Raw genomic sequence first — 15,693 nt, 5'->3', positions numbered from 1 at the left:
CTTTTTGTATGCGGTAACGGCCGGGCAGATAGCCCGGCCGTGTGTCAGTTCAACGCGCGGCCTTCTTCTGAAAGCCGCGATGCGATCCTCAGACCGCGGCCTTGTCGGTTTCGACGGCGTCGTTGGCTTCCGTAGTCGCGGCTTGCGCGGCTTCGTCAGCGACGGCCGGCTCGGCAGCAGCTTCCAGCTCGGCGGCGACAGCTTCGGTACCGGCGGGAGCGGCTTCGGCTTCAGCCTTCGGAGCCGTGGCTTCGCGAAGCATCGGCTCGTCCGGGTTCACCGCAGCGCCCAGGTCGACGCCCGACGACGACTGGCCGGCGGCCAGGCCGTCCAGGACGGCGTCGGCGATCAGGTCGCAGTAGGTCTGGATGGCGCGGGCGGCGTCGTCGTTACCCGGGACCGGGTAGGTGATGCCGTCCGGATCCGAGTTGGTGTCCAGGATCGCGATGATCGGGATGTTCAGCTTGCGGGCTTCCTGGATCGCGATCGACTCCTTGTTGGTGTCGATGACGAACATGATGTCCGGGATGCCGCCCATGTCCTTGATGCCGCCCAGCGAGGCGTCGAGCTTGTCGCGCTCGCGCTGCAGGCTCAGCAGCTCGCGCTTCACGCGGCCTTCGCCGCCCGACTCGAGCAGGGCGTCCAGTTCACGCAGGCGAGCGATCGAACCCGAGACCGTCTTCCAGTTGGTCAGGGTGCCGCCGAGCCAGCGGTTGTTCATGTAGTACTGGGCGCAGCGCTTGGCGGCCTCGGCGACCGGGTCAGCGGCCTGGCGCTTGGTGCCGACGAACAGGACGCGACCACCCTTGGCGGCGACGTTGCGGACTTCGACCAGGGCCTGGTGCAGCAGCGGGATGGTCTGCGACAGGTCGATGATGTGGATGTTCGAGCGGGCGCCGAAGATGTAGCGGTCCATCTTCGGGTTCCAGCGGTGCGTCTGGTGACCGAAGTGAGCGCCGGCTTCGAGCAGCGAACGCATGGAGAATTCTGGCAGAGCCATGATCGGTAGTGTCCTTTTTCCGATAGACGTTGCGTGGGCGCTTTAAAGATCCGGCTGGACCCTCGGAATGGTGCGGTCGGGGATGTCTCCCCCGGCTGCGCCACGCCCACGTGCGAAGTGCGCGGGCCAAATAGGCGGGATGGCCCGAAAATGCAAGCGGCGGCGTGAACCTACGTGCCGCGCGGCTTGGCCCGGTTGGTGGCTTCGGCGACGGACGGGTCCTCGGGCCACGGGTGACGCGGGTAGCGGCCGCGCATGTCGGCGCGCACGTCCTTCCACGATCCCGCCCAGAAGCCCGGCAGATCCTTCGTCATCTGCACTGGACGGCGCGCGGGTGACAGCAGGCTAAGGGTCAAGGGCACGCGGCCGCCGCCGACGGTCGGATGGACGGTGACGCCGAACAGCTCCTGCACCCGGATATCGACCTGCGGCCCGCCCTCGGCGGCATAGTCGATGGCGGCGGAGCCCATCGGCGTCTCCAGCCGGGGCGGAGCCAGCACATCCAGCTGGCGGACACGGTCCCACGGGATCAGGGCGCGCAGACCGCCTTCCAGCGCCGCATCGCCGATGGCGTCCAGCGACTGCACAGTGTCCAGCAACGGCCAGAGCCAGGCTTCGCGCTCAGCCAGCAGACCGTCGTCCGAGATGTCGGGCCAGCCCTCCTCCAGCGACGCAACAAAGGACAGACGGGCGCGCAGGGCCGAGGCCCGCTCGCCCCAGCGGATCGCCTTCAGACCGTCGGCCTCGACCTCGGTCTTGAGCGCCGCAGTGATGGTGGCGCGGTCGGGAGCACCCATGAGCTTCTCGTCGACCACGATCGCGCCGACGCGGCGCAGGCGTTTCAGCACCAGACGGCCGGACGGCTCCTTCGTCAGCCGTTCCTCGGTCTCCAGCCGATGTTCCAGATCCGCTGGATCGACGGGCGCGGCCAGACGGATGCGGTCGCGCGCGTCGCCGCCGCCCAGTTCGGCCACCGCCAGCCAGGGCTCGCGCGCCAGAGGATCGGTAGCGTCGAGGAAGGCGCCGCGCCCCGAAGCCAGCAGATACTCGCCTGGCTTGCCCCGCGCCTTCGCCACCCGCTCGGGGAAGGCTTCGGCCAGAAGCAGGCCGGCATCGGCGCCGCGCGCGCCCTTCCCGGCTCCCTTGCGCGCCGCAGCGGCCCAGCGCTCGATCAGCTTGCCAGCGTCGCGGGCGCGAGGCGTGCGATCGCTCTCCAGCCCCCTCAGGCGCTCGGACAGATCGACGGACGAGCCGCCCAGTCCCGGCTCGCTGAGGACAGCGGCGATGCGTGCGCCCAGATCGGCCTCTCCCGCGTCGGCGGCGACAGCCAGCATGTGCGCCAGTCGCGGCGACAGGGGGATGGCGGCCAGCCGTTGGCCGTGGTCGGTCAGGCCGCCATCCGCGTCCAGCGCCTCCAGCCGGTAGAGCACCCTCCTCGCCTCGGCGAAGGCGCCGGCGGGCGGCGGGTCCAGCAGGGCCAGACCATCCGGTGACCGCGCGCCCCAGCGGGCCAGGTCCAGCGCGAACGCCGTCAGGTCCGCCTCGCGGATCTCGGGGTTCTGGTGCGGGACCAGACCACGGGTCTGCTCCTCGTCCCACAGGCGATAGCAGACGCCCGGTTCGACCCGCCCTGCCCGGCCCCGGCGCTGCTCGGCCGAGGAGCGGCTTACGCGGACGGTGGCCAGCCGGGTCAGCCCGCTAAACGGCTCGAAGCGCGGCACGCGTGACAGGCCGCCGTCGATGACGACGCGCACCCCTTCGATGGTCAGGCTGGTCTCGGCGATGGAGGTGGCCAGCACCACCTTGCGGCGGCCCGGCGCGGCCGGCTCGATGGCCCTATCCTGCTCGCCCTTGTCCATGGCGCCGAACAGGGGCGCGAGATCAACGTCGGCCGGCAGGCGGTCACCCAGCGCGCGAACGGTGCGATGGATTTCGCCCTGCCCCGGCAGGAAGGCGAGGACGGAGCCGGTCTCGTCGGCCAGGGCCAGCCGGATGGCCCGAGCCAAGGCGTCCTCGAACCGCTCGGCGGCGTTGCGGCCAAGGTAACGGGTCTCGACCGGAAACATCCGGCCCTCGGCCTCGATGATCGGCGCGCCGTCGAGAAGTCGCGAGACGCCGGCCGTGTCGAGCGTCGCCGACATGACCAGAATGCGCAGGTCATCACGCAGCAGGGTCTGGCTGTCACGGGCAAGGGCGAGGCCGAGATCGGCGTCGAGGCTGCGCTCGTGGAACTCGTCGAACAAAACTGCGCCGACGCCGTCCAGCGCCGGGTCGTCCAGAATCATGCGGGTGAAGACGCCCTCGGTGACGACCTCAATGCGGGTCTTCGGACCGATGCGACTCTGCAGACGGGTGCGGTAGCCGACCGTATCGCCCGCCTTTTCGCCCAGGGTTTTCGCCATCCGTTCGGCTGCGGCGCGCGCGGCGAGACGTCGCGGTTCGAGCACCAGAATCCGCCGCCCTCCAAGCCACGACTGGTCCAGCAGGGCCAAGGGCACGACCGTGGTCTTGCCCGCCCCCGGAGGCGCGGCCAGCACGGCGACAGGGCCCGAGGCCAGCGCCGCCTTCAGCGGTTCAAGAACGGCGTGAATGGGCAACATCGCGCACGGCTGTACCCGCAACACACCCATTCACGAAAGCGTCGTCGCGTGTTCACCAAACGGAAACCGCGTTGCCAGCGTGGACATGCGCCGCTAGCGTCCCGCCCAACAGCTATCTGCTGCCCGTTCGGGAGGGGAAAAGTATATGTGGCGCGTTAAATCGCTCGACGCGATTCTGGCTACGGCTCAGAAAAAATCACTGCACCGGTCGCTCGGTGCGTTCCAGCTGACCCTGCTCGGGGTCGGCGCAATCATCGGCACCGGGATCTTCGTGCTGACCGCCGCCGCCTCGCAGAAGGCCGGCCCGGGCATGATGCTCAGCTTCGTGATCGCCGGCGCCGTCTGCGCCGTCGCCGCGCTCTGCTACTCGGAACTGGCCGCCATGGCCCCCGTTTCGGGCTCGGCCTACACCTACACCTACGCCGTGATGGGCGAACTGCTGGCCTGGATGGTCGGCTGGGCGCTGATCCTGGAATACGCGGTCGCCGCCGGCGCCGTGTCGGTCGGCTGGTCCGGCTATGTGATGGGCCTGATCGAGAACGCCTTGGGATTCGACTGGCCTGATGCACTACAGGCCGGTCCGGCCTGGAGCATGAACGGCTTCATCCCGAGCCCCGACTTCTCGGCAGGCATCATCAACGTTCCGGCGATCGTCGTCGCCATGGCGGTGACCTTCCTGCTGATGCGCGGCACGACGGAATCGGCCCGACTGAACGCCATCCTGGTGGTGATCAAGGTCGCCGCCCTGACCGCCTTCATCGTTCTGACCCTGCCGGTCATCAAGTCGCAGAACTTTACTCCGTTCGCACCGAACGGCCTGTTCGGCGAGTATTCGGGCATGGGCATCGTCGGCGCCGCGGCGTCGATCTTCTTCGCCTATGTCGGCTTCGACGCGGTCTCCACCGCGGCCGAAGAGACCAAGAACCCGCAGCGCAACGTGCCGATCGGCCTGATCGGTTCGCTGGGCATCTGCACCATCTTCTACCTGCTGGTCGCCATCGGCGCGGTCGGCGCGATCGGCGCGCAGCCGGTCCTGGGCGCCGACGGTTCGGCCGTGCAGCCGGGTTCGCCCGCCTTCATCGCCGCCTGTCAGCTGGCCGAAAACGCCAACCAGCTGGTCTGCTCGAACGAGGCTCTGGCCCACGTTCTGCGCGAGATCAACTGGCCGATCGTCGGCAACGCCCTCGGCACCGCCGCCATGCTGGCCCTGCCCTCGGTCATCCTGATGATGATCTACGGCCAGACCCGCATCTTCTTCGTGATGGCGCGCGACGGCCTGCTGCCGGAAGCCTTCTCCAAGGTGCACCCGAAGTGGAAGACGCCGCACATCGTGACCCTGTTCACGGGTATGGCCGTCGCCACCGCCGGCGCCCTGTTCCCGGTCGGTCAGCTGGCCGACATCTCGAACTCGGGCACGCTGTTCGCCTTCTTCATGGTGTCGATCGCCGTGCTGATGCTGCGCGTGAAGGAGCCGAACCGTCACCGTCCGTTCCGGACGCCGCTGATCTGGATCATCGCGCCGCTGTCGGCCGCGGGCTGTGCGTTCCTGTTCTGGAACCTGCCGCACGACGCCAAGATGGTGCTGCCGATCTGGGGCGGCATCGGCCTGGTGGTCTATCTGCTGTACGGCTACCGCAAGAGCCACGTGGGTCGCGGTCTGGTCGAGGTGCCGGAACTGCACCCCGACGCGCCTCCGGGACCGGTCCCGCCGATGCCGGGCGCTCCGTCGCCGACGGACAAGCGCGAGGACTGATCTCCGGATCAAACGACAGGAAAGGCCCGGGAGCGATCCCGGGCCTTTTTCATTTCGGGGCGAGGAGCCGGATGACCGGGAGCCACGTCACGCGGCGCGAGCCTCCACAAAGATCGGGGCTTCCGCGAATCCGAGCGCCGGATTGGCATGGACGGTGACCAGACGCTCGCCCTGATAGAGATAGACTGTCTCGAAGCCCGGCCACTGATGCGCCACATCCTCCAGCGCCCGGCGCGCGGAGCCATCGTCCGCCGCATCGACAACGGCGATGTCGCGGACCGGAAGACCCGGCATGTTCACGATACAATAATAGGAAATCACGGCGAAAATCTCTGGAGTGGTCCGCCGGAACGACAGACGCGCCGACCGGTTCCCGGCTGTTGTCATCACCTCTCCGATGCGTGATCAGCCGTGAAGAAAACCGCCGTCCGTGCAGGCCTGATGCGCCCGATTGCTTCCGCGCCAAATCCCGCTAGAACCCCCTCAGACCTGAGCGGATGTGGCGGAACTGGTAGACGCACCAGATTTAGGTTCTGGCGCCGCGAGGCGTGGAGGTTCGAGTCCTCTCATCCGCACCATTTCCTCCCAGCCTGACGCACCGGGCGAGAGGACGTCGACGATCCCTGCCAGTCCGAGCGCCTCAAGGCTCCAGCGCCATCCTCATCGCCGCCTCCACATGCAGTGAGACGGTGTCGATCATTGGGGCCGGACAGTCACCCTGCCGCAGAGCCGGGAGGGCATCGGTGCGCTCGAAGAGGATGGCCTGCGCGCCGTCATTGGCCATGCGGGCCATAATCTCCAGACAGGCGTCGCGCCTCGCCGTCGGGTCGCTCTGAACGACGAACTCGAGATACTCAGCCCGTTCCACGGACGCTCGTTCGGCTGCGGTGGGGAGCAAGACGTCGATCCCGTACCGGCTCGATAATGGCCCCTCGTAGGCGTCCGGCCCAGCAGAGGCCGGATCCAGCAGCCCGACCTTGTCGATGCCCTCCACCTTCAGGCGTTCGGCGACGGGACCTGCGAAATGGAGCAACGGAATGGACACCGCGCGCTGCACATGTTCGGCCACGTCGTGATGGGTGGCGCCGCAGATCAGCAGCAGGTCCGCGCCGGCGACCTCCAGCCGTATCGCAGCGTCCCTGAAGAGATCGGACAATCCCTCTTCATCGCTCGCATGTCGCAGGCGGCGAACCTCATTGAAGTCGCAGGACCAGATCACGCAGCGTGGCGTGACCCTCTGGAGGTCGTGCACCACGCCCAGGCTGAGCAGGCGGTAGTATTCGGCCGTGGCGCTGGAATCGATGCCGCCGATCAAGCCGATGGTTTTCATACGGGAGTTCTAGGCCAGAACTGTCGCTGGTCGACGTAGCAAGACGGCGTTTCGTCGTGAAAGATTGTTCTTGCTTTGTTCTCGTTCGCGCGTATCGTCCCCTCATGGCCGAGACAGCGAAGGGACGTGGCGCGCGATCGAATGCGACGGGTCGCTACGAACCCCGGACGAGCGAGGCCTTCGATGACGGCTGGACCGCCGAGGACGCCGAGGTCGCGCCCCTGCGCACGACCCTGACGCCCGAAACGGCCCGGACGATCATCGCGCGAAACACAAGTCCGGACATCGGTTTCGACCGGTCCATCAACCCCTACAAGGGCTGCGAACATGGCTGCATCTACTGCTACGCCCGTCCGTCCCATGCCTGGATGGGCCTATCCCCGGGCCTGGATTTCGAGAGCCGTATCTTCTTCAAGCCCGGCGCCGCGGACCTGCTGGAACAGGAGTTCTGCAAACCGCGATACGTCTGCAAGCGGATCCATATAGGCGGCAACACCGACCCCTATCAGCCGGTCGAGCGCGAGCTGAAGTCGACGCGCGGCATTCTCGAGGTGATGCAGCGGTTCAACCACCCCTTCAGCATCATCACCAAGTCGGTGCTGATCACTCGGGACGTGGACATTCTGGGGCCGATGGGACGCGAGGGACTGGCCTCGGCCTTCGTCTCGATCACTACCCTGGACCGCAAGCTGGCGCGGGCGATGGAGCCGCGGGCCTCGACGCCGGCGAAGCGGCTGGAGGCGATCAGCCGGCTGGCGGATGCGGGCGTCCCGGTCGGCGTCGGCTTCGCCCCGGTGATACCCGGTCTGAACGACCATGAGCTGGAGTCCATTCTCGAGGCTGCGGCGAAGGCCGGGGCGATCACGGCCATGTATGTGACCCTTCGCCTTCCGCTGGAGATCAAGGACCTGTTCCGCGAGTGGCTGGCCGATGCGCGACCAGATCGCGCCGCACGGGTGATGTCCCTCGTCCGCCAGACCCGCGGTGGCAGGGACTACGACCCGGACTGGTCCCAGCGGATGAAGGGAACCGGCCCGGTCGCCGAGCTGATCGCCACCCGCTTCCGCGCGGCAGTCAAACGCTACGGTCTCGATGGCCCGCGCCATCTGCTGGATGAGAGCCGTTTTCGGGTCCCCGCTTCGGCACGCAAGCAGATGGACCTGTTCGACGCGGCGTGACCTAGCCGGCGCGGTGCGCCTCCCGGAACTCGTCTTCGCCCCAGATGCGGATGGCCTGACCCGACGCGGCAGCCTCGGTCGCGATCTCAAAGCCTCGGCTCCGCCGCTCTCCCACCGTGAACGGCGGCTCGCTGCCGACGATGATCAGGTCGGTAGTCGTCTTTCCGACGCCGGCAACGATCGTCGCGCCCATGGCGGCGAGTTCTTCCGGCAGCTTGCTCTGGAACGCCCCCATCAATGCAATGCGCCGGCCCAGCAGCGGGCCGGAGCCGCTGGAGACGGGTCGGGCGCGGCGCTCTTTCTTCGGCCATTCACGCTTTTCTCCGTGGATCAGCCCGCCTCCGAAATCGAGCGGACCCCAACTGGGAATGGCCAGTCGGACGCCGAAGTGACCTTCGTCGTGATGGTTCGTCCGCCAGCCGCCGTTGATGAGGGCACCGCAAGTCGCTGAGCCCAGCCCAACGGCCGCCAGCGCCTCCTTCATCCGAGGAGCCCACTCGCGGTTTAGAAACCCGACACGCTGACCCCGGATCAGAACCTCGACGGCATTTGGGTCGAAGCGGTTGTTCGGATCAGGCCGCACCGTTGCAACGCACTCATGCTCGACACCGTAGCGCGTGTGGCTGCCGCACTCGGCCATGATCGCCCGCTGGTAGTTACTCTCGCCCACGACCTGGGTCGGAAACGAGCCAACACGCCACTGGATGTGGCCCGCCTTCGGCAGACGCCCCGGTGGCGGCTCCATGCTGGAGCGCGGCGGTCGCGCAGGCTGAACTCCGCTCACCTGAGCCGCGCCTCTGAACCCTGCAAGAAACTCCGACAACCAGCCCACAGAAACACTCCCCAGTTGCGCGGAGCTAAGCCGGTCGGCGGCGGGGTGTCCAGTCAGTCGCCATCGCGAGGTGGGTCAGTGGATAAGTAGGACGGATTCAGGTTATCTTCTTCAAAATCGTCGCCGAGTATTCCCGACTTCTTCAACTCGTCCATGAGAATGCGACGGGTCTCTTCGATCTCTTCGTCGGAATGGCTGAAGGATGTGTGGAGATAGGGTAAGACAGGCGGAAGGAAGCCCGGCGTTATTGCAGGAGCGCTAGCCTGCACCTTCCGATGCCACTCTGCTGCTCGGAGTATCGGGCTGGACGCGAATTCGGTTCGCCCGCCATCAAGGCGGATGACCTCGCGAGTGAATTCATTGGAGAAGAGAATCCGCAGCGGCACACTATAGTAGAATCCAAGGTTGAACTCGCCACCGTAGTAGTTCCTAACGAACGACAAGATGCCGTTTGATGTAATCCCCGCACGCTCAATTGGCATGGGATACTTTCTGTGCTCTCGATAAACGTGCCGAAGAAGCATTGCCACGGCGCTACCCACGTCAAGAAGCAATCTTGGCAAGCTCCGATGCGGCCAGAATCTATGCGCCTGCAATCGAACCTGCTCACCATAGGTGAGCAATGTCATAGCGACCTTTGCACCGTAAAAATCTGCCCAAAGTTCGAGAGTGAGGTACTCGTCGTTGGTCTGCGAATCCGCCCCGTCGAGATGCTTGTGAGCGAGGTGGGCAATCTCATGGCCCAGCATGAGGAGATGAAAGATCAACCGATCGGGTGACTCGATGACTTCATCAGCCATCTCCCTCGGAATGAGAATGTAACTCCCCGTACTGTCCTTTCGGACACAGGGCATGTTCACAGCGCCAACTCTCGCGCCGACCTCGAATGGGAACGCGGGATGGAAGAAGCGCGAGAAGTCCCTCGCAGCAGCGAAAGCCAGCGCGCGGCCGGTCAGCGGCTCTGATGGTTGTGTGATCTGGACGTCCGTCATAGTCATGATCACAAGGTTAAGCGAACCGCCCACCAGAATGCGATAATCGCGTTCGTTACGACCTTGAAAATCTGTGACGATTCTAGCGACGAAAGACGCTGACCAGTTCGACGTGGGCCGACCACAGGAACTGGTCGATCGGGGTGACGGTCTCCAGCCGGAAGCCCGCGTCGATCAGCACGCGGGCGTCGCGGGCGAAGGTCGTCGGGTTGCAGGAAACGTAGACGATACGCTCGGCCTTGGTCCCCGCCAGCTGGCCCGTCTGCTCGATCGCGCCGGCGCGCGGCGGGTCCATGACGATGGCGTCGCAGCCGCGCAGGTCGTAGGGGGCCAGAGGGCGGCGGAACAGGTCGCGGGCCTGGGCCTCGATGGTCTTGATGCCCTTCGCCGTCTTCAGCCCGGCCTTCAGCGCCTCGATGCCGGGCGCCGAGGCGTCGGCGGCCAGCACCGGCGCGACCGTCGCCAGCGGGAAGGTGAAGGCCCCCGCGCCGCAGAACAGGTCGGCGATCTTCTTTGAGCCTTTAACTGCGGCGACGGCGCGCTCGACCATGGCCTGTTCGGCCTCAGGCACGGCCTGCAGGAAGCCGCCGGCCGGCAGGGGTACGACGGCCGGGCCAAAGGCCACGCGCGGCTGGCGGGCCATGACGAGGGTCTCGCCGGTGAGACTGAGCCGCGCCACATCGGCCTCGGCCGCCGCCTCGATGGCGCGCATCTGGGCGTCGCGCGACAAGCCGCCCGAGCGGCGCTCCACGCCCGTGACGTCGATATCCAGCCCATCCAGCGTCCAGGTGACGTGCAGGGTCGGGGCGGACTTGGGGTGTTCGAGGAAGGGCTCGGCGATCTTCGCCAGCGCCGGAAAGGCCGCGACCAGCCGGGGATCGGCGACAGGACAGGCGGTGACCGGCACCAGCCGCCAGCTTTTGCGCGCCTTGAAGCCCAGTAGCGCCCGGCCGTCCGGACCGCGCCGGGCGTGCAGGCCCAACCGGCGACGGCTGGCCGGAGGCGAGGCGACGGTCGGCTCGACCTCGATGTCGATGCCGTGACGAGCCAGGGCGAAGCGCACCTGCTCGCGCTTCCATTCCAGATAGGGCTCACTGGCCCAGTGCTGCAGCGAGCAACCGCCGCAGTCGCCGTAGTTGGGCGAAACAGGCGCGATCCGCTCCGGGCTGGGCGTCAGGATCTCGACGTTCTCCAGACGCCCCTCGCGCACCACGCCGCGCACCGTCTCGCCGGGCAGGGTCAGGGGCGCGAACACGGGGCCCGCGGGGGTCTCGGCGATCCCGTCGCCCTGCCCGCCTACGCGCGCGATCGTCAGTGTTTCCGTCATCGGCCGCTCATAGCCCGGACCGGGCCTCGCGCGAAACCTGAACGAAGATGAACGGACTGATCAAAGGCCGTTCAGCTTCGAAGGCTCATACGGGATGCAACAGACAAGGGGCCGGATCGTTCGGCAGAGGTCTGAAACAGGATTTTGAAGCCGATGTCCGCTTCCATCACCCGCAAGGCCGCTCTCGGCGCCGTCGCGCTGGCTACCGCCGCCGTGACGTTCGCGCCGGCCGCTTCGGCCCAGAGCTATTACGGCGACCGTTATGGTCAGGACCGCTATTACGGCGACCGCTACGACCGGTACGACAACCGTGACAGCTACGACTACTGCCGCAGTGATCGCGGCCAGCGTCGCGCCGCAGGCGCCACCATCGGCGCCGGCATCGGCGCAGTGGCCGGCTCGCAACTGGCCGCTCGCGGTCGTCGCACCGAAGGCTCGATCCTCGGCGGTGTGCTCGGCGCCGTAGTCGGCGGCAGCGTCGGCAACGACTCGTCGCGCAACTGCGAGAGCGACCGCTATTACGACAGCAACTACGGCTACTCGTATGACAACGACCGCTATGAGTACCGCGGCTACAACGACGGCTACCGCTACGACGATCGCGCCCGTTACGATGACCGCTACCGCTACGAGAGCCGCGGCGGTTGCCGGACGGTCGAGAGCCGCAGCCGCGACTGGAACGGCCGGATCGTGACCCGGTACGAAGAGGTCTGCGACCGCTACTGACGGAATCGCGTCGCCGGTTATTTTTCAGCCCCCCTGTCGATCGGCGATGTGACGGGAGCCGCCGGTGGAGAAATCCACCGGCGGTTTCTCTTTTTTGAGTTGGGCGCGGACCGTCGGCCCTGCGGGACCTCCCGACCCGACGCGCCCTGTGCGCTTCGCGCTCAAGCAGCGAGCGACCGCGTCGCGAGCGTTAGCGCTCCAAGCGTGATCTAGCCCAGAGCAGGTATTCGACGTTGCCATCGCCGCCGGTGATGGGGCTTTCGGCGGTGGCCTGAACGGACCAGTCGATGCTCTCCAGCCAGGTTGAAACGCGATCCAGCGCGGCCTGACGGGCTTCGGCGTCCTTGACCACCCCGCCCCGGCCGATGTCGGCGCGGCTGTCCATCTCGAACTGAGGCTTCACGAGGGTGACCAGATCGGCGTCCGGCGCGGCCAGCGACAGGGCGGCGGGCAGGACCTTGGCCAGACCGATGAAGCTGGCGTCGCAGACGATCAGTTGCGGCGCGTCCGGGATCAGGGCCGGGGACAGATCGCGGGCATCGGTTTTCTCCAGATTGGTCACGCGCGGATCGGCGGCGATGCGGGCATGCAACTGCCCCTGCCCCACGTCGACGGCGAAGACCCGCTCCGCGCCGCGCTCCAGACAGACCTCGGTGAAGCCGCCGGTGGAGGCGCCGACGTCCAGCACCGTGCGGCCATCGACCACGACGGACCAGAGCGTCAGGGCGTGATCGAGCTTCAGGGCGGCCCGGCCGACGAAGCGGTGGGCCTCGACGAAGGTGATGTCGGCGTTGTCAGCCACGGACTGCGAGGCGTTTCTTGCCGGAACGCCATCTATGGTGACGCCCCCGGCCTCGATCGCCGCCTTCGCCCGCGCCCGGCTTTCGGCCAGACCGCGGGCGACGAGGAGCTGGTCCAATCTCATAGTTCATCCCCGCCCCGGTGAGGGGGACCATCCGAAGGATGGTGGAGGGGCGTTGAAGCGAGCGCGAGGCAGCCGCCCCTCCACCGCTGCGCGGTCCCCCTCCCCCGTGGGGGGAGGAATGCGACGGTCACAGCGCCGCGAGCCTTTGCAGCGCCGCTTCCAGCTTGGCCTTGCCGGCCTCGGCCTCGGCCAGTTTCTCGCGCTGCTCGTCGACGACCTCAGGCGCGGCGCGGGCGACGAAGTTGGGGTTGCCCAGCTTCTTGTTCACGTGGCCGATGTCGCTTTCGAAGGCGGCGATTTCCTTGGTCAGACGCGTGCGCTCGGCGGCCAGATCGATGATGCCGGCCAGCGACAGGGCGGCGGTGGCGCCGCCGGTGACGAAGGTCACGGCGCCCGCCGGCGCGGCCTCGGCCGAGGCCAGCTCGGACACCCGGCCCAGCGTCAGGATCAGATCGCGGTGACGCGCCATGCGCTCGGCGGTCGTTGAATCCGGCGCCACGAAGGCCAGCGGCGGCTTGGCCGACGGCGGCACGTTCATCTCGGCGCGCAGCTGACGGATCTCGGTGACAAGATCGACCAGCCAGCCGATCTCCGCCTCGGCGCCGGCGTCGATGAAGCTGTCCGGCAAGGAAGGCCACGACGAACCGATCAGGGTCGCTTCCTCGCGCGGCGCGCCCTCGCCCGCCGTCTTGTCCCACAGCTCCTCGGTGATGAAGGGCATGACCGGGTGCATCAGCTTCAGGGTCTGGTCCAGCGTCCAGGCCGTCATGGCGCGAGTCTCGGCCTTCGCGGTCTCGTCGGCGCCGTTGAAGACCGGCTTGGCCAGCTCCAGGTACCAGTCGCAGAAGACGTTCCAGACGAAGCGGTAGAGCGCCGAGGCGGCGTCATCGAAACGTCCGCCCTCGACGGCTTCGGATACCTGACGCTCGGCCTTGGTCAGCTCGCCGCGGATCCAGCGGTTGATGGTCTGGTCGACGGTCGCGGGATCGAAGCCCTCGACGCGTCGGGCTTCGTTCATCTGGGCGAAGCGGGCGGCGTTCCACAGCTTGGTGCCGAAGTTGCGATAACCTTCAATGCGTTGCCTCGACAACTTGATGTCGCGCGTGCCCGACAGGATGGCCATGGTGAAGCGCAGCGGGTCGGCGCCCAGCTCGTCGATGATGCCGAGCGGGTCGATGACGTTGCCCTTCGACTTCGACATCTTCTGGCCCTTCTCGTCGCGGACCAGCCCATTGATGATGACCCGCTTGAACGGAACCTCATCCATAAAGTGAAGTCCCATCATCATCATCCGGGCGACCCAGAAGAAAATGATGTCTGCGGCCGTGACGAGGTCGCTGGTCGGATAGAAGCGTTCGAGGTCTTCCGTCTTCTCGGGCCAGCCCATGGTCGAGAACGGCCACAGGGCCGAGCTGAACCAGGTGTCGAGGACGTCCTCGTCCTGCGTCAGGGCGGTTTCGGCGCCGTAGTGCTGACGAGCGGCCGCGCGGGCGTCCTCCTCGCTCTCCTCGACGAAGATGGTCCCGTCCGGGCCGTACCATGCCGGGATGCGGTGGCCCCACCACAGCTGGCGCGAGATACACCACGGCTCGATGTTGCGCAGCCACTCGAAATAGATCTTCGAGTAGCTGGCGGGTTCGAACACGGTGTCGCCCTGCTCCACCGCCTTGATCGCCGGCTGGGCCAGGGTGTGGGCGTCGACGTACCACTGGTCAGTTAAGTACGGTTCAATGACAACGCCGGAGCGGTCGCCGTGCGGGACAACGTGGCGGGTCTTCTCAATCTCCTTGAGCCAACCTTCCTCTTCCGCACGAGCCACAATAGCTTTCCGCGCGATGAAGCGATCCAGACCTCTCAGTTCAGCTGGGATACTCTCCGAGACAGCTTCGCCAACGAGATCTTCATCCGCCAGCTGAGTGCCGTCTGCTGCAACTGCGCGGTGACCGAACTCAAAGTCATCCAAGCCGGACCGCTTGATGCGTCCGAACTTGTCCATAACGTTGATGATCTCAAGTCCGGCTCGCTTCCCGACTTGGAAGTCGTTGAAGTCGTGCGCCGGTGTGATCTTCACCGCGCCCGAACCCTTGGTCGGATCGGCATAGTCGTCGGCGACGATGGGGATGCGGCGGCCGGTGATGGGCAGGATCACCGACTTGCCGACCAGCCCGGCGTAACGCTCGTCCGACGGATGCACGGCCACGCCGGTGTCGCCCAGCATGGTCTCCGGGCGGGTCGTGGCGACGACGATGCAGTCGCGGGTCTCATGCTCCGTCGCCTTGCCGTCCTCGTCGAAGGCGATCGGATGCTCATAGGTCACGCCGTCAGCCAGCGGATAGGCGAAATGCCAGTAGGCGCCCTCGACCTCGCGCTGCTCGACCTCCAGATCCGAGATGGCGGTCTGGAAATGCGGGTCCCAGTTCACCAGGCGCTTGTCGCGGTAGATCAGGCCTTCCTTGTGCAGTTGGACGAAGACCTTGCGGACGGCGGCGTTCAAGCCCTCGTCGAGGGTGAAGCGCTCGCGCGACCAGTCGCAGGACGAGCCCAGACGGCGCAGTTGCTGGACGATGGTCCCTCCCGACTCGGCCTTCCATTCCCAGACCTTGTCGACGAAGGCCTCCCGACCCATTTCGCGCCGCCCGACGTTGCCCGCGGCGGCCAGCTGGCGCTCGACGACCATCTGGGTGGCGATGCCGGCGTGGTCCGTGCCGGGCAGCCAGAGAACGGCCTTGCCCTTCATCCGGTGATAGCGGGCCAGGACGTCCTGCAGCGTGTTGTTCAGCGCGTGGCCGATGTGCAGCGACCCCGTCACGTTCGGCGGCGGAATAACGATCGAATAGGCGTCGGCGGCGCCGTCGGTGGCGGAGGCCGCGCGCGGGGCGAACAGGCCGCTGTCCTCCCACATCGCGTACAGGCGGGGTTCGGCGGCTTTCGGATCGAAGGTCTTGTCGAGCATGGGGAGATCTTACACGAAAGAAGAAGGGCGGCCCCGACTGGAGCCGCCCTGGAATGATCTAGTGAAGATCGGTGCGC

The 15,693-nt window shown here is 66.7% G+C and carries 12 protein-coding genes and 1 tRNA gene; 4 read left to right on the top strand and 9 right to left on the bottom strand.

Going from position 1 to position 15,693, the window contains the following annotated elements:
* Nucleotides 1-88 precede the first annotated feature (88 nt).
* Both rpsB and hrpB read right to left on the bottom strand, forming a co-directional pair.
* Nucleotides 89-1,000 carry a 30S ribosomal protein S2 gene (rpsB, locus tag ABDZ95_RS09955; protein WP_343793240.1) on the bottom strand — a complete coding sequence of 304 codons (912 nt, stop codon included), beginning with the start codon at nt 998-1,000 and terminating at the stop codon, nt 89-91.
* Nucleotides 1,001-1,170: 170 nt separating this feature from the next.
* Nucleotides 1,171-3,600: an ATP-dependent helicase HrpB gene (gene hrpB, locus ABDZ95_RS09950; RefSeq protein WP_343793238.1), complete on the bottom strand. Its 2,430-nt coding sequence runs from the start codon at nt 3,598-3,600 to the stop codon at nt 1,171-1,173.
* A gap of 145 nt (nt 3,601-3,745) precedes the next feature.
* On the opposite strand from hrpB, the gene ABDZ95_RS09945 reads away from it, so the two are divergent.
* Nucleotides 3,746-5,353 carry an amino acid permease gene (locus ABDZ95_RS09945; protein WP_343793236.1) on the top strand — a complete coding sequence of 536 codons (1,608 nt, stop codon included), beginning with the start codon at nt 3,746-3,748 and terminating at the stop codon, nt 5,351-5,353.
* Nucleotides 5,354-5,440: 87 nt separating this feature from the next.
* Here the strand turns inward: ABDZ95_RS09945 and ABDZ95_RS09940 are convergent, their stop codons facing one another.
* On the bottom strand, nt 5,441-5,647 hold the full coding sequence (locus ABDZ95_RS09940; RefSeq protein ID WP_343793234.1) for a hypothetical protein: 207 nt from the start codon (nt 5,645-5,647) through the stop codon (nt 5,441-5,443).
* A gap of 199 nt (nt 5,648-5,846) precedes the next feature.
* On the opposite strand from ABDZ95_RS09940, the gene ABDZ95_RS09935 reads away from it, so the two are divergent.
* Nucleotides 5,847-5,931: transfer RNA gene (locus ABDZ95_RS09935), tRNA-Leu, on the top strand.
* 62 nt (nt 5,932-5,993) lie between these two features.
* Here ABDZ95_RS09935 and ABDZ95_RS09930 read toward each other — a convergent pair.
* On the bottom strand, nt 5,994-6,683 hold the full coding sequence (locus ABDZ95_RS09930; protein WP_343793232.1) for an aspartate/glutamate racemase family protein: 690 nt from the start codon (nt 6,681-6,683) through the stop codon (nt 5,994-5,996).
* A 104-nt stretch (nt 6,684-6,787) separates the two neighbouring features.
* Here ABDZ95_RS09930 and ABDZ95_RS09925 point away from each other — a divergent pair, with 104 nt between their 5' ends.
* On the top strand, nt 6,788-7,861 hold the full coding sequence (locus tag ABDZ95_RS09925; protein WP_343793230.1) for a PA0069 family radical SAM protein: 1,074 nt from the start codon (nt 6,788-6,790) through the stop codon (nt 7,859-7,861).
* A 1-nt stretch (nt 7,862) separates the two neighbouring features.
* On the opposite strand, the gene ABDZ95_RS09920 is transcribed toward ABDZ95_RS09925, so the two are convergent.
* The 3 genes from ABDZ95_RS09920 to ABDZ95_RS09910 form a co-directional block, all read right to left on the bottom strand.
* A complete protein-coding gene (locus tag ABDZ95_RS09920; RefSeq protein ID WP_343793228.1) occupies nt 7,863-8,606 on the bottom strand; it encodes a hypothetical protein in 744 nt (247 codons plus the stop codon).
* A gap of 140 nt (nt 8,607-8,746) precedes the next feature.
* Nucleotides 8,747-9,685: a hypothetical protein gene (locus ABDZ95_RS09915; protein WP_343793226.1), complete on the bottom strand. Its 939-nt coding sequence runs from the start codon at nt 9,683-9,685 to the stop codon at nt 8,747-8,749.
* A gap of 82 nt (nt 9,686-9,767) precedes the next feature.
* Entirely contained in the window at nt 9,768-11,012 is a 1,245-nt protein-coding gene (locus ABDZ95_RS09910) for a class I SAM-dependent RNA methyltransferase (RefSeq protein ID WP_343793224.1), read from the bottom strand.
* Nucleotides 11,013-11,165: 153 nt separating this feature from the next.
* On the opposite strand from ABDZ95_RS09910, the gene ABDZ95_RS09905 reads away from it, so the two are divergent.
* Entirely contained in the window at nt 11,166-11,738 is a 573-nt protein-coding gene (locus ABDZ95_RS09905) for a glycine zipper family protein (protein WP_343793222.1), read from the top strand.
* A gap of 190 nt (nt 11,739-11,928) precedes the next feature.
* Here ABDZ95_RS09905 and ABDZ95_RS09900 read toward each other — a convergent pair whose 3' ends face one another.
* Both ABDZ95_RS09900 and ABDZ95_RS09895 read right to left on the bottom strand, forming a co-directional pair.
* Nucleotides 11,929-12,663 carry a TlyA family RNA methyltransferase gene (locus ABDZ95_RS09900; RefSeq protein ID WP_343793220.1) on the bottom strand — a complete coding sequence of 245 codons (735 nt, stop codon included), beginning with the start codon at nt 12,661-12,663 and terminating at the stop codon, nt 11,929-11,931.
* Nucleotides 12,664-12,790: 127 nt separating this feature from the next.
* Nucleotides 12,791-15,616 (bottom strand): valine--tRNA ligase, encoded by a 2,826-nt coding sequence (locus tag ABDZ95_RS09895; RefSeq protein WP_343793218.1) that lies wholly within the window; start codon nt 15,614-15,616, stop codon nt 12,791-12,793.
* Nucleotides 15,617-15,693 lie beyond the last annotated feature (77 nt).

Origin of the sequence: Brevundimonas kwangchunensis (assembly GCF_039523815.1) — a bacterium.
In the GTDB taxonomy this organism is placed as follows: Bacteria; Pseudomonadota; Alphaproteobacteria; order Caulobacterales; family Caulobacteraceae; genus Brevundimonas; species Brevundimonas kwangchunensis.
Note: the sequence above shows the minus strand (reverse complement) of the source record. Positions and strands in the feature narration are given on the sequence as shown.

Bases quoted from the DNA above. Each gene is read 5' to 3' on its own strand.
- rpsB (WP_343793240.1), bottom strand. From the start codon at position 1,000: ATGGCTCTGCCAGAATTCTCCATGCGTTCGCTGCTCGAAGCCGGCGCT.
- hrpB (WP_343793238.1), bottom strand. From the start codon at position 3,600: ATGTTGCCCATTCACGCCGTTCTTGAACCGCTGAAGGCGGCGCTGGCC.
- ABDZ95_RS09945 (WP_343793236.1), top strand. From the start codon at position 3,746: ATGTGGCGCGTTAAATCGCTCGACGCGATTCTGGCTACGGCTCAGAAA.
- ABDZ95_RS09940 (WP_343793234.1), bottom strand. From the start codon at position 5,647: ATGCCGGGTCTTCCGGTCCGCGACATCGCCGTTGTCGATGCGGCGGAC.
- ABDZ95_RS09930 (WP_343793232.1), bottom strand. From the start codon at position 6,683: ATGAAAACCATCGGCTTGATCGGCGGCATCGATTCCAGCGCCACGGCC.
- ABDZ95_RS09925 (WP_343793230.1), top strand. From the start codon at position 6,788: ATGGCCGAGACAGCGAAGGGACGTGGCGCGCGATCGAATGCGACGGGT.
- ABDZ95_RS09920 (WP_343793228.1), bottom strand. From the start codon at position 8,606: ATGGAGCCGCCACCGGGGCGTCTGCCGAAGGCGGGCCACATCCAGTGG.
- ABDZ95_RS09915 (WP_343793226.1), bottom strand. From the start codon at position 9,685: ATGACGGACGTCCAGATCACACAACCATCAGAGCCGCTGACCGGCCGC.
- ABDZ95_RS09910 (WP_343793224.1), bottom strand. From the start codon at position 11,012: ATGACGGAAACACTGACGATCGCGCGCGTAGGCGGGCAGGGCGACGGG.
- ABDZ95_RS09905 (WP_343793222.1), top strand. From the start codon at position 11,166: ATGTCCGCTTCCATCACCCGCAAGGCCGCTCTCGGCGCCGTCGCGCTG.
- ABDZ95_RS09900 (WP_343793220.1), bottom strand. From the start codon at position 12,663: ATGAGATTGGACCAGCTCCTCGTCGCCCGCGGTCTGGCCGAAAGCCGG.
- ABDZ95_RS09895 (WP_343793218.1), bottom strand. From the start codon at position 15,616: ATGCTCGACAAGACCTTCGATCCGAAAGCCGCCGAACCCCGCCTGTAC.